Annotated in this window: 12 protein-coding genes and 2 pseudogenes; 7 read left to right on the forward strand and 7 right to left on the reverse strand. The window is 73.4% G+C overall.

The genetic code is table 11. The features are described from left to right. Positions 1-97: 97 nt before the first annotated feature. Both BIV23_RS51840 and BIV23_RS15645 read left to right on the forward strand, forming a co-directional pair. Positions 98-437: pseudogene (locus BIV23_RS51840) on the forward strand (sugar phosphate isomerase/epimerase family protein); the annotation flags it as partial. 395 nt (positions 438-832) lie between these two features. Then, positions 833-1,999, forward strand: coding sequence for an acyltransferase family protein (locus BIV23_RS15645; protein ID WP_071381447.1), 1,167 nt, complete (start codon positions 833-835; stop codon positions 1,997-1,999). Between the two features lie 226 nt (positions 2,000-2,225). On the opposite strand, the gene BIV23_RS15650 is transcribed toward BIV23_RS15645, so the two are convergent. From BIV23_RS15650 to BIV23_RS15675, 6 genes and pseudogenes are all read right to left on the reverse strand, one after another. After that, positions 2,226-2,468 carry a chaplin gene (locus tag BIV23_RS15650; RefSeq protein ID WP_071381448.1) on the reverse strand — a complete coding sequence of 81 codons (243 nt, stop codon included), beginning with the start codon at positions 2,466-2,468 and terminating at the stop codon, positions 2,226-2,228. 110 nt (positions 2,469-2,578) lie between these two features. Next, a pseudogene (locus BIV23_RS48590) lies at positions 2,579-2,794 on the reverse strand (coagulation factor 5/8 type domain-containing protein); the annotation flags it as partial. Positions 2,795-3,190: 396 nt separating this feature from the next. Further along, positions 3,191-4,546: an FAD-binding protein gene (locus BIV23_RS15660; protein WP_071381450.1), complete on the reverse strand. Its 1,356-nt coding sequence runs from the start codon at positions 4,544-4,546 to the stop codon at positions 3,191-3,193. Between the two features lie 44 nt (positions 4,547-4,590). Beyond that, positions 4,591-5,409 (reverse strand): inositol monophosphatase family protein, encoded by an 819-nt coding sequence (locus BIV23_RS15665; protein ID WP_071381451.1) that lies wholly within the window; start codon positions 5,407-5,409, stop codon positions 4,591-4,593. A 56-nt stretch (positions 5,410-5,465) separates the two neighbouring features. Then, positions 5,466-7,265 carry an RICIN domain-containing protein gene (locus BIV23_RS15670; RefSeq protein WP_079173180.1) on the reverse strand — a complete coding sequence of 600 codons (1,800 nt, stop codon included), beginning with the start codon at positions 7,263-7,265 and terminating at the stop codon, positions 5,466-5,468. 124 nt (positions 7,266-7,389) lie between these two features. Then, positions 7,390-8,586, reverse strand: coding sequence for an FAD-dependent oxidoreductase (locus BIV23_RS15675; RefSeq protein ID WP_107471174.1), 1,197 nt, complete (start codon positions 8,584-8,586; stop codon positions 7,390-7,392). A 265-nt stretch (positions 8,587-8,851) separates the two neighbouring features. Here BIV23_RS15675 and BIV23_RS15680 point away from each other — a divergent pair, with 265 nt between their 5' ends. From BIV23_RS15680 to BIV23_RS15705, 5 genes are all read left to right on the forward strand, one after another. After that, positions 8,852-9,859, forward strand: coding sequence for a Ppx/GppA family phosphatase (locus BIV23_RS15680; protein ID WP_107471175.1), 1,008 nt, complete (start codon positions 8,852-8,854; stop codon positions 9,857-9,859). Between the two features lie 87 nt (positions 9,860-9,946). Beyond that, positions 9,947-10,915 (forward strand): ABC transporter substrate-binding protein, encoded by a 969-nt coding sequence (locus BIV23_RS15685; protein WP_071381452.1) that lies wholly within the window; start codon positions 9,947-9,949, stop codon positions 10,913-10,915. Next, a complete protein-coding gene (locus BIV23_RS51845) occupies positions 10,912-12,504 on the forward strand; it encodes an ABC transporter permease (protein ID WP_245790542.1) in 1,593 nt (530 codons plus the stop codon). The genes BIV23_RS15685 and BIV23_RS51845 overlap by 4 nt, the downstream gene beginning before the upstream one ends. Then, the gene (gene mdlC / locus BIV23_RS15700; protein ID WP_071381453.1) at positions 12,501-14,108 is read left to right on the forward strand and encodes a benzoylformate decarboxylase; all 1,608 of its coding nucleotides are present in this window, start codon (positions 12,501-12,503) and stop codon (positions 14,106-14,108) included. The genes BIV23_RS51845 and mdlC overlap by 4 nt, the downstream gene beginning before the upstream one ends. 4 nt (positions 14,109-14,112) lie before the next feature. Next, positions 14,113-14,883: an ABC transporter ATP-binding protein gene (locus BIV23_RS15705; RefSeq protein ID WP_071381454.1), complete on the forward strand. Its 771-nt coding sequence runs from the start codon at positions 14,113-14,115 to the stop codon at positions 14,881-14,883. Between the two features lie 42 nt (positions 14,884-14,925). Here the strand turns inward: BIV23_RS15705 and BIV23_RS15710 are convergent, their stop codons facing one another. Continuing rightward, a complete protein-coding gene (locus tag BIV23_RS15710) occupies positions 14,926-17,565 on the reverse strand; it encodes a WD40/YVTN/BNR-like repeat-containing protein (RefSeq protein WP_071381455.1) in 2,640 nt (879 codons plus the stop codon). Positions 17,566-17,654: the final 89 nt, after the last annotated feature.

Raw genomic sequence — 17,654 nt, forward strand, 5'->3', positions numbered from 1 at the left:
CCGCCGGCACCGTCCGCCGACGGTCTACGGCACGGGGTCCAAGGATGGCGATCCGACACCGAAAGTCGCGACGCCGGTCGTTCTACGGAGGTGCCGCGTGAAGATCGCCATCGACCCGTACATGTTCCGCGCCCTGCCGATCGACTCCATGGTGCGCACGGTGGCCGAACTCGGCTACCAGTACATCGAGTTGTCCCCGCGTGCCGACTTCATGCCGTTCTTCGTGCACCCGCTGGCGGATCGCGGAGCTGAGGACGGCCCTGCGCACGCACGGCGTCCAGCTGTCCTCGGTGCTGCCGCCGTACAAGTGGTCCTCGCCGGACGAGACGGAGCGGCAGGCGGCGGTCCGCTACGGGAAGCGGATGATCGAGATCACCGCGGAGCTCGGATGTCCGCTGATGAACTCGGAGTTCAACGGCCGTCCCGAGTACTGCGCCCCGCACTCCTTCCCTCTGTCGGGGACGGATCAGGAAGGAGCTGCCCGCGTAGTTCCTCTCGCACGGTTTTTCCTGTGCAATTCCTTCCTAGTAATTACCTTCTCCTCAAGTGGCCCGTGCGACGGCACAGGCCGCTTCGCCATTCCCGATAATTGCGTTGAATATGAGGAGATTTCGGGCACTTAGCGTCGGTCTGTTTACGTCAATTTGTGACGATCAATGCAGTGCGGCGTGTCGTCACCCGTAAGGGTGCACGGGCCCGGCCGTCCGTGGCATACAGAAGGGTGCGTCGTTCGGCAACGGTGTGATGTTTGCCATGTGACGCACATGATCGGAGGTGAACGGGCAACGTTCCCCTTCATGCCCCACGCCAATCCTCTGCGGCAGGTGATTCGATGACCACGGCGACGACCCGGACGATCCGGACGACGCCGCACCCCCCTGACGGCGAGACCACCGCCAGGGACTCCCCGCGCACCCCCAACACCTCACTGCCGTCCCTGACGGGACTGCGGTGGATGGCTGCGCTGCTCGTGTTCGGTCTGCACGTGAACAACTTCGGTTACTTCGGCGGCACCGGCGGCAGCCTGGTGTACTGGGCTTTCAGCTCCGGCGCCACCGGAGTGTCGTTCTTCTTCGTGTTGTCCGGATTCGTACTGACCTGGTCGGCAAGACCCCACGACCGGGCGCTCGGCTTCTGGCGGCGGCGCGTCGCCCGGATCTATCCGGTCCACCTCGTCACCGTCGGCCTCGCGTTCCTGCTGGCGCTCACGCTGGAGAGCAACGCGCAGCCGACGCCGAAGCAGGCGGTGGCCAATGTGCTCCTGCTGCACTCCTGGTGGCGGCCCTGGTGGCAGACGCTCAACCCGGTCAGCTGGTCGCTGGCCTGCGAGGCCTTCTTCTACGCCTCCTTCCCGCTGCTGATCCTGCTGCTGCGCCGGCTCGGCGTGCGCGGCTCGGTCGCGCTGGGCGGGCTGTCGCTGGTGGCGATCGTGGTGATCTCCCGGGCCGACTCCCAGCACTGGTGGACCTACGCGCTGTACTCGTTCCCGGCCGCCCGGCTGCCCGAGTTCATTCTCGGCGCGGTCACCGCGCGGCTGGTCCTGCTCGGCCGCTGGCGTGGACCCGGCCTGGAGGCCTCCCTCGCCCTGGCGATCATCGGCTACTTCCTGGTCCCGCAGGCCCCGCTCGGCTACTCGGCGACCATGTGCACGATCATCGGCTTCACCCTGCTGATCCCGGCGGCGGCGAACGCGGACCTGAAGGGGCTGCCGTCGATGTGGCGCAGCCGGCGGATGGTGCGGCTGGGCGAGCTGTCCTTCGCCTTCTACATGGTCCATCTGCTGGTGCTGCGCGCCGGGACGCACCTGGTGGGCATCAAGCCGCACTTCGGCGGCCTGGCGGGGATCGCGGTCACCGCGACCGTGTTCGCCCTTTCGCTCGGCCTGTCCTGGCTTCTCTACGAGCTGGTGGAGCTCCCGGCGAGACGTCTGCTGCTGCGCCGCCGCCACCCGGCCAAGGCGCCGGCCCCCCGCGAGGCCCAGGCGGCGGCGAGAGACTGAGCCACCGCCGCGAGCCGCGGCGTCCTGGCTGGATCAGGCAGGCTGTGATCCAGCCGGGGTGGGCGCTCCACCAGGGATGCGGTCCTGGCCGCGACACGCCGCGCCTCGCGGCGTGCGGCCCCGCCACGAGCCACGAGACACCCCCTGGTCCCGTTCCGTCGCACCGAGCGGTTCTGAACAGCCGTGCGCCGGCTCCCGCGGGGCGGGAGCCGGCGCACGGACGGCGTCACTTGATGGAGCAGGTGTTCCCGATGGACGGGTTCAGCAGACCGATCAGGTCGATGGTGTCGCCGCACACGTTGGCGTTGACGCCGACCGGGACCTGGATGACGTCGCCCGAGGCGAGGCCCGGGCTGTCGGCGGCGCTGCCGGTCGTCGGGCCCGGGTCGTCCGCGAAGGCCGTCGCCGAGCCCCCCATGGCAAGGAAGCCCGCGAGCACGGCCGTTGTCGCGCAATTGCGAAGACGCATGATCTGCCTCACTGGTTGACGATGGGGCGTTTCCATCACACCCGTACGCCACGCCGTCCGCCTCTCCGGCTACGCCGTTCGGGGGGAGCCGCGCGATCATGGAGTGCAGGTCAGGGGAAGGACGTCACCTTCGACGGGGCGGTGCCGGTCCCCGAGGTCGGTGCGCCGGTGCCGTTCACGACGTGGGCGTACTGGCCGTTGCCGCCGAGCGAGATCACCAGCGGGTCGTGCAGTCCGATGCCACCGGTCGCCGGGGCCTCGAAGCCGTCGGCCCGGACGATCGAGGGATCGGCCGCGCACCACTGCTGATGGGAAAAGACGTCGTCGAACTTCTGCTGGAAGTTCGGGGTGGAGGGGTCGGCCACGATGACGTTCGGGCCGAGGGCGCCGCCGCCCTGGATCGGGCCCGTCGTCGCGGTCGCCGCGGTGTGCACGGCCGTCTCCCACAGCGAGTAGCCGTAGCGGTGCCGCGTGCGGTCGGTGGAGGAGGCCGTGGCGGGTCTGCCCCGGGCGGCGTCGGCCGGGTCGCAGGCGGTGGCCGGGGTCGCGGCGGCCGCCGGGGTGGTCGCGGCGGCCGGGTGTGGGCGAGGGGAAGGGTGAGCAGCGTGGCCAGGGCGGCGAGCGCGACTCCCGGGCATCTCGGTCTCGTGCGGCTTCCCATCTGGCGGCTCCGAAGGGTGAAGCCAGAACCTTCGGAAGGCGGACGCTCGGAGCCGCGGGAGTCAGAACCGCAGACCGTGCCCCCGGGCCAGGATGTGGTGGGGGTCGTGGCGCTTCTTGGCCTCGGCGAAGGCCTGCCATCCGCTCCCGAAGTGCTCGCGCCAGTCGGCGGCGGTCATCGCCAGGGCGTTGACGGGATAGGCGACGCCGCCCTCGGACCGGGCGAGGTCGTACGCCCTGTGGTTGGCGGCCACCATGGCCTCGGCCGTCCCGGGGCGGTCGGGCGGCGTCGTGCGCAGCAGGGCGAACAGATGCAGGACGGTGCCGGTCGGGCGGCGGAAGAGCGGTGCGCGCAGCGGGCCGGAGAGCAGCGGGTAGAGGAGGACCAGGCCGGTGTCGCGCAGGTCCTGGAAGGCCGGGTCGGCGAGGACGGCACGCACGACGGACGCGGCGCGGTCGTGCGGGAGCAGCAGGTTGAGCCAGGGGTGCGGGTGCAGCCACTCCCCCGTCTCCGTGAGGACCGCCTCGTCCGTGTCCACCCGGTGAACGAACTCGGCGTAGGAGAGGTCGGTCGTCTCCACGGTGGCGGGGTCGTGGGAGAGGCCGTCGAGCAGTGCCCGGTCGTCGGGCGCGAGCCCGTCCGTGTGCGGGGCCACCGCCTCGGTCATGTACTGCCATCCGCCCTGCTCGGCCGGGCGGGCCTGGCCCTCCAGGTAGCCGAAGCGCGGCTCCTCGGCGAGCGTCCGCTGGTCGGCGAGGTAGCGGGCGAGGTCGGTGGAGAAGAGGCAGTAGCGCCGGACCCGGGCGGGCGCGGGGACGAGGCGCAGCGTGGCGGTGACGATGACGGCGCACTGGCCGAGGCCCGCGAGGACGGCGTGGAAGAGCGCCGGGTCCCGGTCGGGCGAGCAGACGCGGTGCTCCCCGGCGCCGGTCACCACCTCCAGCTCCAGTACCTGGTCCGCGACCAGTCCGTGCCGGTGGGCGGCGCCGCCGAGCCCGCCCGCCGACAGGACCCCGCCGACGCTCGCGCCGAGGTAGTCCGTGAGGACCGGGGGTGTGAGCCCGTGCGGCAGGGTGGCGGCCAGCACCTCCCGCCACGACACCCCGGCCCCCACCGTGACCCGGCCGTCGGCGACGTCACCGATCCGGCTCATCGGGCGCAGGTCCAGCACGACCCCGCCGCCCGCCTGCCCCTGCCCGTACATCGAGTGGCCGCCGCCGTACACGCTCACCGGGATGCCCCGGGGGCCGGTGAATTCCAGCAGCTTTGTGATCCCGGCGACGGACTCCGGGCGCAGCACGCCGAGCGGTGTCTCCCGCACGAGGTGGCCGAAGTCCCGCGCGGACGCGGCGAGTGCCTCGGGGCGGGTGTCCAGGGCCGGGCCGAAGCGGGCGGCGAGGTCATGGGCCTGCGTCATGCCGGAATCACATCAGAAGTCGGCGGCGGGCGTCGAGATCGCCGTCAACGCGGGCCCGCCGTCTGGTTCTTGACGAGTTCCAGCAGGGCGGCGTGGGTCGCGGTGTCGGCCGCCGCGACGAGTCCGTCGGCGCCGGTGAGGACGGGCTCGCCGGACAGGCCGGTCACCGTGCAGCCCGCCGCGCGGCACAGGGCGATACCGGCCGCGAAGTGCACGCTGTCGCGCAGGTCGCCGTCGGTGACGTAGGCGGCCCGGCGCCCTGCCGCGACCCAGGCCACGGCGAGGGTGCTGGAGATCACCCGGGGCCTGAACCGCTCGGCGAACCCCGGGTCGGCCAGCAGGTGCACCGCCCGGAAGCCGGGCGCGTGGGGGAACGGCGGGTCGAGGTTGACGTCCACCAGCGCGGAACGGGCCGTCGGCGTCAGCGGCGCGTCGGTGCCGTCGCCCGCGCGCACCCGGGCCGTGTCGCCGTCGGTCCAGAACACCTCGCCGCTGAACGGGTCGGCGGTCGCGGCGGCCGTGACCCGGTCGCCGTCGCGCAGGGCGACGTTCACGCCGACGAGCATGGTGCGCACGGCGTAGTTGAGGGTGCCGCACAGCGGGTCGACGAGCCAGCGGCGGCGGGCGTCGGCGGCGCCGGAGCGCCCGCTCTCCTCGCCGGTCACGGCGTCGGCGGGGCGGGCGGCGCGCAGCACGTCCAGGATGGCCCGCTCGGCGGCCACGTCGGCCTCGGTGGCGAAGTCGCCCGCGGACTTGTCGTAGCGTGCGAGCAGGCTGCCGTGGAGGCCCCGGACCACGGCGGCGCCCGCCTGGGCCGCTCGTACGGCCAGGTGGGCGTCGGTTTCCCCGTTGATGATCGACATGGGCGCAGGATAGCCGGAAGTCCCGTGCCGTCCGGAGGAGCTGAGTGCTCCGGCGCTCAGCTCGCGGTGAGGGAAAGGGTCTGTTCCGCGGCGGTGCGGGCCCCGCCGACGGCGCTGTGGGTGTGGTCCGTCCAGGTGCGCACCGGCGTGGTCTCGGAGAGTCGCCCGGGCGTGCCGGAGAGGCCGAGCACGAGGCCGCTGTAGCGGTTGACCAGCCGGTAGGTGTGGCCGCCCGCGTCCGGGATCACGAACCACTGCTGTCCGACGGCCGGCCCGCCTGCCGGGGCCCGCGTGACGGTGGGCCGGGCGCCCCAGGCGCGGCCCGCGGTGGCTGCGGAGTCGACGCCGAGCAGTCGGCCGCTCGCGGCGTTGGTGAGGGTGAAGGCGCCGTCGCCGGTCGGCCTGAAGACCCAGGTGTCCCGGCCGGATCCGGTGGGCCGGGCCAGCGAGGTGGTGCCGGAGCCGCCGGCCGCCTGGGCGAGGAACCGGCCCGTGCCGCCAAAGATGCGGTAGCGGCGGCTGGTGTCCACGGGCGCGGCCGCGGGCTTCGCTGCGTCGACGGTCATGTCGACGTACTCGCCGGAGGCGTCGTGCGCGCAGCCGAAGGCGCAGTAGGAGCGGAAGGACTTGCCGACGATCGCGGAGCCGGTGCGGTTGGCGCTGTCGAGGAACCAGCGGTACCAGGAGGCGTTGGTGTAGCTCCCGGTGTCCCCGATGAGGTGCCACTTCTGGGTCGTCAGGTCGTCGGTGGCGTACAGGTACTGCGGTGAGCCGCCGCTCTGGTCGACGGCCTGCGGTTCGCCGATGTAGAGGCCGAGGTAGGCGTCGTAGGCGATGTTCATGACGAACAGCGGCGACGTCGGGGGCATCGTGCCGGCCGCGATCTGCTGGGCCGCGGTGCCGGTGTCGGCCGGGTCGTACTCGGCGGCGGCCGGGGTGTAGCCGGTGGGGTGGTCGGCGTCGACGGGGACGATGTTGCTCTCCTTGCCGCCGGTGCCGGGCTGGGACCAGGCGCCGTCGTACCACTTGCGCCAGGAGCCGGGGGCCATCTTGGCCGAGATCGGGGCGCGGGCGACGTGCTCGTAGAACGCCTTCCAGCCACCGCTCTTGTCGATGATCCGGGAGCCGTAATAGACGTAGAAGTAGCCGGAGGCGGTGTCGACGAAGAGGCGCTGGTCGCCGTCGCCGTAGGAGTACGTCTGGTTCGGGAAGGCCGTGGTGTCCCCGCGCTTCGTGCTGTACGGGGACGTGATGACGTGGTCCTTGACGGTCCAGGTGCGGCCGTGGTCGGTGGAGACGGCGTAGTCGACGGCGTCGTAGTGCAGTCCGTCACCGAAGGGCTGCGGGGTGAACTCGTTGTGCACCAGGCCGTACCAGTCGCCGGTGTCGGGGTCGACCCACAGCCCGGACAGGTCGCAGTAGTTCTTCTGCGCGTAGCCGGAGCCGCTGGGTGCGTAGGTGGCCTCGCGGCCGGTGGGGCTGTTGTTGCAGCGCCAGGTGGTGTCGTCGTTGCGGTCGGCGGAGTTGGCCGGGTTCACCGCCTTGCTGAGCTTGGTGTCGAAGCCGGCGGAGTCGAAGTCCTTGCCGGTGTAGAAGTCCCAGGTGCGCGGGTCCTTGGCGCCGTACAGGGCGGCGGACTGCTGGTAGTGGAAGGTGCCGTCCCGGTCCAGGTACGGGGTGGCGGGGGTGTCCGTGGGGTGGGTGAACGGCACCGGGCTGCCCACGGTCACGCGGTAGGCGGCGTCGGGGGGTGTCGCGGCCGTCGCCGGGGAGGTGAGGCCGCCGCCGAGGACCAGGGCGACGGCCGCCGAGGTCACTGACAGGGTTGTGCCCGCTCTGTTCTTCAAGAGTCGCACCTGTGCTCCTTGTTGCCGAAGGGCCGGTTGCACGGAACGATCCGGCCCCGCCGCTCTGTCCGGCAATGGACTCCAGTGCCGCGCCTCTTGTACTTTCGCGCGCTCGGCCGCGCGGTGGTGCGGCTCAGGACTCCTCGGGCGGGGTGGCGGACAGCGGTGTGTCCCAGGCCAGTTGGCGCACGAGTGCCGCGTCCGGGTCGGCTGGCCGGGCCACGGCCGCGCCCGGTCGGGCCGAACGGTGCCCGGCGCGGGAGATGCCGCCGCTGACGGCGACGTTGCGCTCCGCGCGCGGGCGGCGGTGCGCCTCGTAGGCGGCGAGCGCGGCGGGCACGCCGGGCCGGTCGCGCAGCGCCTTGGCGAGGACGACGGCGTCCTCCAGGGCCATCGAGGCGCCCTGGCCGGTGGCCGGGGAGGCGGCGTGGGCCGCGTCACCGATGAGCAGCACGCGTCCGGTGTGCCACATGGAGCCGAGCGGCAGGTCGGTGGCGTTGGTGGCGAGGACCGGGCCGACGGAGGCGGCGACGATGTCCGCGGCCGGTGTGGCGTCCTCGGCCAGCAGCGGCAGCAGTTCCTCGCGCGGGTCGACCTCGTGGGCGGAGGCGTCGGCGGGCAGGGCCTCGGTGTCGACGCGGGCGAACCAGTACGTCTCCCCCGCCGGTGACACCGCGTATCCGAAGGTGGTCTCGGCGCCGCGGACGAAGGTGATGAGGCCGGTCGGATCGGCGCTGGGGGCGGTGGCGGTGTAGCCGTAGTAGATCCGCTGGCCCGCGTAACCGGGCTGCACCTCGGGGGCGATGAGCGCGCGCACGGTGGAGCCGAGGCCGTCGGCGCCGACGAGGAGGTCGGCGTCGGCGGTGGTGCCGTCGGCGAAGTACGCGGTGACGCCGCCCGGCCCTTCGCTCACGCCGGTCAGGCGGACGCCGTGGCGCACCGGGAGGCCGCGCCGGGCCGCCTCGCGCTGGAGGGCGGCGTTGAGTTCGCCGCGGCGCAGGCACCGGTAGTGCAGGCCGGGGTCGGTCACCTCGCCGAGCGGCGCGTGCGCCTGCTCGGTGCCGCGGCTGTCGAGCAGCCGGAGAGACGTCAGCGGGAACCCGATGGCCGTGACCGCGTCCGTGGCGTCGAGTTGGGCCAGGGCGCGCATGCCGTTGCTGCCCAGGGTCAGGAAGGCGCCGATGTCCTCGGCCGTGTCGGGGTGGGCCTCGTACACGGTCACGTCGTACCCGGCCTTGCGCAGTCCGAGCGCGGCGGCGGTGCCCGCGATGCCGCCGCCGACCACCACTGCCCTCGTCGCGTGCGTCCCGCCCACGTCTGTCGCGCTCACGTGCCTCTCCCCGTCTCGACCGTGCGTGTCCGGCAACGGTCACCCTATAAGGGCGGCGAGGGCGCCGCGGGGGCGCAGAGGACCGAGATCCGGACACCGCGCGACCGACGGCGGCGCCGGGGCCCGCCACCCCTCCGCGTGCGCGTCGCGCCTCCGTCCCGTGCGCCGCACCCGGGCGGCACACCGCGGGGACCTGTGCACAGGCGTCACCCGGTGCGCCCGCGCCCTGACGGGTTTTTGACGGGGAAGTGGGTACGTCCCGACCATGCGGTTGAGCGTGGTGGACGCGGGGTCGAACACGGTTCGGTTGGTGATCGCGGATGTGGAGGGGGGCGTTCCGCTGCCGGTGCACACGGTCAAGTGGAAGCTGCGGCTGTCCGAACATGTCGGTCCGGACGGCACCATCGCCGACGAGGCGGTGGAGGGTCTGGTGCAGGCGGTGGCCGCGGCCGGCGCCACGGCCCGGCGCTGGCATGCGACGGGGCCGCTGGCCTTCGCGACGGCGGTGGTCCGCGGTGCGCCGAACCGGCTGGAGGTGCTGCGGCGGGTGGCCGCCGGAACCGGAATCCGGATGTGCACCCTGCCGGGCGAGACCGAGGCGGAGCTGACCTTCCTCGCGGCGCGGCGCTGGCTCGGTCTGCGCGCGGGCCCCCTCGCGCTGCTCGACATCGGCGGCGGCTCGCTGGAGGTGGCCTTCGGCCGGGGCCGGCTGCCCGACTTCGCCGCCTCGCTCCCGCTCGGCGCCAGACGGCTCACCCGGGAGCACCTGGGTCTGCAGGATCCGCCGGGTCCGGCCGAGTTGAAGGAGTTGCGCCGCCGGGTCCGGCACGATCTGCGGGACGTGGCCACGCGGATCCGCTGGGAGGCGCCGCGCACGGCCGCCGTCAGTTCCCGTACGTTCCAGCAGCTGGCCAGGCTGTGCGGGGCGGCACCCGGGCGTTACGGGCCGTTCGTGCGGCGGGAGATGCGCTGCCGGGACCTGAGCGAGGCGGTGCGCAGGCTCGCCGCGCTGTCCGCCGCCGAGCGGGCCCAGCTGCCCGGCATCTCCGCGCCGCGGGCCGAACAGAGCCTGGCCGGCGCGGTCGTGGGCCACACGGCGCTGAAGCTCATGGGGTTGCGCCGGGTCGTCGTGCTGCCGTGGGCGATCCGCGAGGGCGTGCTGCTGCGCTACGTCGAGGACGGCGCCGAGTGGTGGACGGAGGTCACCGGCGCCGCCGACGCCGCCCTCCTGACCCCGGCGGCGGCCCTGCGCATCGCGGGTCCGTCGGCGTAGCCGGGACCCGGCGCCCGCGGCACCCGACGGCAACGAAACACACTCCGCATGTAGCGATCATGACAAATGAGGGGTACGCATGCCCGTATGGCATTACGTCGATCACGACCGGGAACGAAACGCCTCGCCGCCCTCGTCGCCGCGGCGGCCCTGCTCCTGGCGGGCTGCGACAGCGGCGGCACGTCGTCCCCGCGGGACGGGCGCGAGCGGCTGACCGTGGCGGCGCTGCCGCTCACCGACTCGGCCGCGCTCTATCTCGCCCGGGACCGGGGGCTGTTCGCCAAGGAGGGCCTGGACGTGCGGGTCCAGCCCGTGCAGCAGAGCATCCAGGCCCTGCCCGCGCTGCTCAGGGGCCAGGTCGACGCGATCGCGAGCGCGAACTACGTGACCTACTTCCAGGCGTACGAGAAGGGCACCCTGGACCTGCGCATCCTCGCCGAGGGGGTGCGGATCGCCCCGCACATGATGGACGTCCTCGTGCCCAAGGACTCCGGCCTGACGTCGCCCGGGGACCTGGCGGGCAAGAAGGTCGCCGTCGCCGTCCTCAACAACATCCAGTCCCTCACCCTGAACGCGATCCTCGCCGCCCGGGGCGCGGGGCGGCCCGTCTACCGGCAGATCCTGTTCCCGCAGATGGGCCCCGCGCTGGAGCGGAACCAGGTGGACGCCGTCCACGCGGTCGAGCCCTTCGACTCCGCGATCCAGCACCAGGTGGGCGCACGGGTGCTGCTGGACGGCGGCTCGGGACCGGCGGCGGGCCTGCCCGCGAGCGGATACGTCACCACAAGTGCCTTCGTCCGCAAGCACCCGAAGGCCGCCGCGGGCTTCCGGCGGGCGATCGAGGCGGCCTCGAGGCTCGCCGCCGCCGACCCGGACGCGGTCCGCGCGGAACTGCCGGAGTACGCCAAGGTGACGGCGGACGCGGCCAGGAGTCTCCATCTGCCCGCCTATCCGGCGACCGCCGACGCGGCACAGCTGCGCCGGCTGATCCAGCTCATGCGACAACAGGGGATGCTGGCGAAGGACGTCGATCCGGCGCCGTTGCTGGTGACATGACCCGGCGTCGGGACCTGGCGCCCGCTCTGCTCGGGGCGGCGCTCGCCTTCGGGGTGTGCGAGGCGCTCTCCCGGGCCGGGATCGTCCGGCGCGACTATCTGCCGCCCGCCTCCGAAGTCCTCGCCCGTGCGGTGCGGTTGGCGGGCGACGGGGCCTTCCTCGACGGGGTCGGGGCGACCCTGCGGGCCTGGGCGCTGGGTCTGGCTCTCGCCTGCGCGATCGCCGTACCGCTCGGGCTGCTGCTGGGCGCGGTGCCGGGGGTGGAGGCGGCCGTGCGCGCGGTCGTGGAGTTCCTGCGGCCGCTGCCCTCGGTCGCGCTGATCCCGCTGGTGTCGCTGCTGCTCGGGTCGGGCACGCGGACCGAGGTGACGCTGATCGCGTACGCCTCGCTCTGGCCGGTGCTGTTCAACACCCTCTACGGCCTGGGCGAGACCGACCCGCCGGCCAAGGACACGCTGCGCGCCTTCGGCTTCGGGCGGCTCGCGGTGCTGTGGCGGGTGGAGCTGCCGAGCACCGCCCCGTTCATCGCCGCGGGGCTGCGGATCTCCGCCGGCGTCGCCCTGATCCTGGCCGTGGCCACCGAGATCCTCTCCGGCTTCGGGCAGGGCCTCGGCATCTTCATCGCCCAGGCCCAGACCGCGACGGACGGCACCCTGGACGTCCTGGCCGCGGTGGTGTGGGCGGGCTGTCTCGGCCTGATCGTCAACGGCGTACTGGTCGCCGCGGAACGGCGGTTGTTCGCCTGGGCACGCGAACGCGGGGGCGGGGACGGGCAGTTCGCCATGGAGGGGGCCCGGCGCACCGCCGTCCCCTTTCTGCTGCGCTGGTCGGTGCTCCTGGGCGCCGTCGCCTGCTGGGAGCCGGCCGCCCGCGCACAGGGCAGCGTCTACTTCCCCCCGCCGCTGCGCGTCGTCCGGCACGCCCGCGACCTGTGGTTCTCGGGACCGGCCCGGCATCTCTTCCTCACCCGGGCCGCCGAGGACACGATCCTGCCGAGCCTGTGCCGCATGGCGGCCGGGTTCACGCTCGCGGCGGTCGCCGGCATCGCGCTAGGGCTCGCGGTGGGCCGCTCGCGCCGGGCGTACGCGCTGTGCAATCCGGTGCTCCAGTTCGCGCGGGCCGTGCCGCCGCCCGCGCTGGTACCGGTGTTCGTCGTGGTCTTCGCCCTCGGTACGCCCATGCAGGTGGCGTCGATCGCGTTCAGCGCCGTCTGGCCGGTGCTGATCAACTCGGCCGAGGGCGCCCGCGCGACCGACCCGCTGCGGCTTCAGGCGGCGGCCGTGCTAAGGCTGACGGCGCCCGAGCGCCTGTGGTTCCTGATCCTGCCCTCGGCGCTCCCCCGGATCTTCGCGGGGCTGCGGCTCAGCCTGTCGCTGTCCCTGATCCTGATGGTCTTCTCGGAGCTGCTCCCGGGCAGCGACAACGGCATCGGCTTCACCCTCACCGACGCGCAGACCCGCTCCGACCTGCTCACCGTGTGGGCGGCGCTGGTCCTGCTGGGCGCGCTCGGCTTTCTGCTCAACACCGGTCTGCTGGCGGTCGAGAAGCGGCTCGTCGGGCCGAGGATGTCAGCGAGGAGGACGGCATGACGACGACCACCGTGCGCGAGGCGGTCGTACGGTTTCTGCGCGACACCGGCATGACCACGGTCTTCGGCAATCCGGGCTCCACGGAACTGCGGATGTTCCGCGACTGGCCGGACGACTTCACCTATGTGCTCGGACTCCAGGAGTCCGTCGCCGTCGGTATGGCGGCCGGACATGCGCTGGGTACCCGGCGGGCCGCGTTCGTCAGCCTGCACTCGGCCGGCGGGGTGGGTCACGCGCTCGGCGCGGTGTTCAACGCCTACCGGGACCGGGTGCCGCTGGTGATCGTGGCGGGCCAGCAGGCGCGCTCGCTGCTCCAGTTGCGGCCGTTCCTCGGCGCCGACGAACCGGCCCTGTTCCCGCGCCCGTACGTGAAGTCCGCCCGCCAGCCGGAGCGGGCCGAGGACGTGCCGGCCGTGCTGGCCGAGGCGTACCGGACCGCGACGGCCCACCCGCGCGGGCCGGTGTTCGTGTCCGTGCCCGAGGACGACTGGGACCGCCCCGCCGAGCCCGTCCGGCCCCGCACACTGCACACGGCGTTCACGGCCGCCCCGGACGCCCTCGCCGCGCTCGCGGGCCGGCTGGACTCCTGCGCCCGCCCGGCGCTCGTGGTCGGCCCGGGGGTGGACGACGAGGACGCGCTGGACGAGGTCCGGGCGCTGGCCGAGCGGCTCCGGGCCGGGGTGTGGATCAGCCCGCTCTCCGGCCGCTCCGGGTTCCCCGAGTCGCATCCGCTGTTCCAGGGCTTCCTGCCGCCGGTGGCCCGCCACCTGGCCGCGCGCCTCGCGCCGTACGACGTCGTCGTGGCCCTCGGCGCACCGGTGTTCACCTATCACGTGGCCGACGACGGTCCGCCGCTCGCGCCCGGCACCGAGCTGTTCCACCTGGACTGCGACGCCGCCCAGGCCGCGTGGCTGCCCGTCGGCACCAGCATCGTCACCACCCTGCGGCCCGCCCTGGCCCGGCTCGCGGAGCTGCTGAAGGAGGCGGACCGGGAACCCCCGCCGCCCCGGCCGGCGTCCGCCCCGGCCGCGGCCGACGCGCACCTCACCCCGGAGTTCCTGTTCGACCTCCTGCGGGACCGGCTGCCGCGCGACCGCGTGCTCGTCGAGGAGGCGCCGAGCCACCGGGACGCGCTGCACGCGCGCGTGCCCGTCGATACGAGCGGCGGCTTTCTCACCACGGGCAGCGGGGCGCTCGGCTGGGGGCTGCCGCTCGCGGTCGGCCGGGCCCTCGCCGACCGGCGCCGGGTGGTGTGCGTGGTCGGCGACGGCTCGGCGCTGTACTCCGTGCAGGCGCTGTGGAGCGCGGCCCGGCACGCGGCCCCGGTCACCTATGTGCTGCTGGACAACGGCGGTTACGCGGCCGTCCGCGCGCTCGGCCGCCGGATCGGCGTCGAGGCCGTCCCCGGCGCGGACATCACCGGCATCGACTTCGCCGCCCTCGCCCGGTCCTTCGGCTGCCCGGCGGCCCGCGCCGAGGACCCCGGCGAGCTGCCGGCCGCCCTGGACCACGCACTGGGCCGGGGCGACCACGCGGGCCCCTTCCTGCTGCACCTGCGGGTCACCGGCAGCGCGGGCACACTGTACGAGCCGTGGGCGGGGTGAGGGGATGCTGCACCTCGACGCGGTCGGCCGGCGCTTCGGCGACCAGCGCGTCCTCGACGGCATCACCCTCACCGTGCCGGACGGACAACTCCTGTGCGTCGTCGGGCCGTCGGGCTGCGGCAAGTCCACGCTGCTGCGCACCATCGCCGGGCTGCTGCCCGTGCAGGACGGCACGGTCACGGTGGACGGCACCCCGGTGGCCGGGGTGCCGGACCGGCTCGCGGTCGTCTTCCAGGAGTACGGCCGCTCGCTGCTGCCGTGGCTCACCGTGCGGGACAACGTGGCCCTTGCGCTGCGCCGGCTCGGCCTCGGCCGGGCCGCGCGCCGGGCCGAGGCCGAGGCGATCCTCGACCGTGTCGGTCTGGCCGGGGCCGGGCGGCGCCGTCCGCCCGAGCTGTCGGGCGGGATGCAGCAGCGGGTCGCCATCGCCCGCGCCCTGGTCTGCCGCCCCTCGCTGCTGCTCATGGACGAGCCGTTCGGCTCGCTCGACGCCCGCACCCGCGAGGATCTGGAGGACCTGCTGCTGGAGGTGCACCGGGCCGACGGCACGACGATCGTGTTCGTCACCCACGACATCGACGAGAGCGTGTACGTCGGCGACCGCGTCGTCGTCCTCTCCCCCGGCCCCGGCTCCCGCATCGTCCTCGACCTGCCGGTCGGCCTGCCCGCAGACCGCGACCAGATCACGACGCGGAGCCTGCCCGGGTTCGTCGCGCTGCGCACGGAGGTGGGACGGGCGGTGCGCGGCGAGGGCCGGGACGGCCGAAAGGGGTGACCCCGGGCCTGCCGGGACCACCCCTTCCCCGTCACCGGATGCTCAGCGCAGGTCGCGCAGCTTCACCGTGTAGATACCGCGGCCGTGCGTCGCGGCGTACAGCGTGCCGCCGTCCGGGCTCGCCTTGAGCTGGAGGACGGCGACGGCCGGCAGGCTGCCGACGCGCTGCCAGGTGGTGCGGCCCGGGGCGCGGTAGACGACGCCGAGGTCGGTGGCGACGGCGAGGCCGCCGTCTGCCGTCAGCAGTGCGGAGTCGCCGGGCACGTCGGGCAGGTTCGCCGAGATGTCCTTCCAGGTGGTGCCGCCGTCGGTCGACTCGAAGACATGGCCGACGCCCGCGCCGGGGCCCTCGGTCCAGGCCCGGGAGAAGCCGCTGACCGTGAGGAAGACGTGGTCGGCATCGGTCGGGTCGACGGCGAAACCGCTGAGGTAGCGGTTCGGTACGGTCCCGTCGACGGGCAGGTTGATGTCGTGCCAGCCGGTGCCGTCCGCGTTGCCGACGGCGATGCCGCGGGCGAAGCCCTGGTTGTTGCAGGGGCCGCACCAGGCGGCGTAGATCTTCCCGCCGGACGCGGCGACGGCGGTCGCGGTGCGGCCCTGGCCGAGGTCGTGGACGCTGGTCCACTCGGATCCGCTGCGGATGGCGTACCCGTGGGTCTGGACCCAGACGTGACGGCCGCCCGCGACCCAGGTGTCGCCGTTCTTCAGGTCCGAGGTGAGCGGGGCGATGAAGCGGGCCTCGCTGGTGGCGTTGTCGGGCGGGGCGACGGAGTACGAGGTGGCCTTGGTCGGGTCGGTGGACCAACTGCCGTCGTTCACCGCGCAGTTCTGCGTGACCTGGACGGCGAGGTAGACGTACTCCTGGGCGATGTCGCACCCGTTGGCGGGATCGGTGAGCGTGTCGCCACCGTCGCCGCCGAAGTCGGAGCCCATCACGGTGTCGTTGCTCCGCAGGATCGACTGGCCGTTGTCCTGGAGGCCGCCGGTGACGGACACCCCGCCGTGGTCGAGGTCCTTGCCGATGCCGACCGAGTAGTACTGGAGGGTGTCGATGGTGCCGTCGTTGAGGGAGGTCCAGTCGGTGGCGTGGCCGGAGGCGTCCTGGGCGCCGTCGACCGGGCGCTTGTAGACGCCGCCGTCGTTGCCGACGTAGACGAAGGACGTTCCGTGGTAGCTGCCGATGGCGACGCCGTGCTGGTCGGAGTGGGTGGTCTGATGGCAGGCGCCGGTCTGCCGGGACGGGTCGATGCTCCAGCAGGAGAACGGGAAGTTCCAGTACGGGCCGACGGTCGACCAGGTGGTGCCGCCGTCCTTGGTCTCGTAGACCTCCTCCAGGCCCGCGTACAGGTGCTGCGGGTCGGCCGGGTCGACGGCGAGGAACTGGTTGTACCAGGCCTGGACGCCGGGCATGTAACCGGCCGTCGTCAGCGCGGAGTTGTCGGCGGCGAGGCCCTTGTAGTCAGCGATCTTCGTCCAGGGGCCGGTCGGGGAACCGGACGTGGAGACGTAGATGCCCTCGAGGCCGCTGTCCGGGTTGGTGCTGAGCTGGTGCGGCGACTGGTCGATGGCGTAGTAGCGGGACCCGTCGGCGGAGCGGGCGAAGGTGACGTTGCCGACGTTCGCGGCGTCGGCCGGCAGGTCACCGAGGCCGCTGGTGATGCGGGTCCAGGCGCCGTTCACCCTGGTGTAGAAGCCGTTGTAGTCGTCGCCGCTGCGCCAGCCGACGGCCAGGACCACCCTGGAGGGGTCCTTGGGGTCGATGGCGATGTCGTTGGCGATGTTCTTGTACGGCGCCTGCTGGTCCTGGGCCCTGGACCCCTTCGGCAGGTAGTCGGGGTTGGGGGCGAACTCCAGCTTCCAGGGTCCGCGCAGGTCACTGGTGGAGTGGCTCCACACGCCCTCGCTGGTGGCCGCCCACACCCGGCCGCCGCCGAAGCGCAGCTCGTGGATGGTGGTGCTCTCCAGCTCGCTGCCGCCGACCCGGCTGCGGACGGAGAAGGCGTCGTGGTGGGGGTGGGTCAGGACGTAGACGCCGCTGCCGAGGTGGGCGTCGGAGTTGGTGGTGGCCTCGCCGGTGCCCAGCCACAGCCGGTCCGCGCCGTCGAGGGCCAGGGCGCCGGTGGACTGGGCGGGCAGCCGGTCGCTGATGGGCTGCCAGCGGCCGCCTCCGCTGCGCGAACGCCACACGCCGCCCCCCGCGCTGCCCGCGTAGACGTAGCCGTCGTCGTCGGCGGCCACCGCGGCCATCCGGCCGGTGACGTTCCCCGAGCCGCCGCTGGAGTTGGAGTCGACGTCGCGGTAGCGCGGGTCGTCGGAGTTGTAGGGCAGGTCGGTGATGTTGTGCCAACGGCCGCCCGCGCTGCGGAGATGGGCAAGGCTGTTCCAGGCCGCGCCGTAGGCGCCCGGGGCGACGACGCCGGGTGCGGTGCGGGCCTCGGCGTACTGGTCCGCGCCCTCGGCGATCCCGTCCGCCTCGTTGCCGCCGTCGCCGTCCCCCGCCTCGTTCGGGGACACGGCGCCCACCGAGTGCACGCGTTCCTTGGCCAGTTGGCCGAGGACGCGGGCGCCGAAGGGGCTCGGTGAGCGCCCTGACGCGGCGGACGGGGGGATGGCGACGAGTGCGGCGGACGCCGTGAGCGCGCAGACGGTGAACCACCGTCTTCTGCGGGTCGGCACGGACACCAGGGACCTCCAGGAGCGATCGACACGACCGACGCTGGAGACCCGATCACGCGGACACGGAAACATCCGCCGCTTGGCAAAGTCTTGGC

It is taken from the genome of Streptomyces monashensis (assembly GCF_001866665.1).
In the GTDB taxonomy this organism is placed as follows: Bacteria; Actinomycetota; Actinomycetes; order Streptomycetales; family Streptomycetaceae; genus Streptomyces; species Streptomyces monashensis.

Excerpts from the sequence above, each read along its gene's own strand:
- BIV23_RS15645 (WP_071381447.1), top strand. The coding sequence starts at position 833 with ATGACCACGGCGACGACCCGGACGATCCGGACGACGCCGCACCCCCCT.
- BIV23_RS15650 (WP_071381448.1), bottom strand. The coding sequence starts at position 2,468 with ATGCGTCTTCGCAATTGCGCGACAACGGCCGTGCTCGCGGGCTTCCTT.
- BIV23_RS15660 (WP_071381450.1), bottom strand. The coding sequence starts at position 4,546 with ATGACGCAGGCCCATGACCTCGCCGCCCGCTTCGGCCCGGCCCTGGAC.
- BIV23_RS15665 (WP_071381451.1), bottom strand. The coding sequence starts at position 5,409 with ATGTCGATCATCAACGGGGAAACCGACGCCCACCTGGCCGTACGAGCG.
- BIV23_RS15680 (WP_107471175.1), top strand. The coding sequence starts at position 8,852 with ATGCGGTTGAGCGTGGTGGACGCGGGGTCGAACACGGTTCGGTTGGTG.
- BIV23_RS15685 (WP_071381452.1), top strand. The coding sequence starts at position 9,947 with ATGGCATTACGTCGATCACGACCGGGAACGAAACGCCTCGCCGCCCTC.
- BIV23_RS51845 (WP_245790542.1), top strand. The coding sequence starts at position 10,912 with ATGACCCGGCGTCGGGACCTGGCGCCCGCTCTGCTCGGGGCGGCGCTC.
- mdlC (WP_071381453.1), top strand. The coding sequence starts at position 12,501 with ATGACGACGACCACCGTGCGCGAGGCGGTCGTACGGTTTCTGCGCGAC.
- BIV23_RS15705 (WP_071381454.1), top strand. The coding sequence starts at position 14,113 with ATGCTGCACCTCGACGCGGTCGGCCGGCGCTTCGGCGACCAGCGCGTC.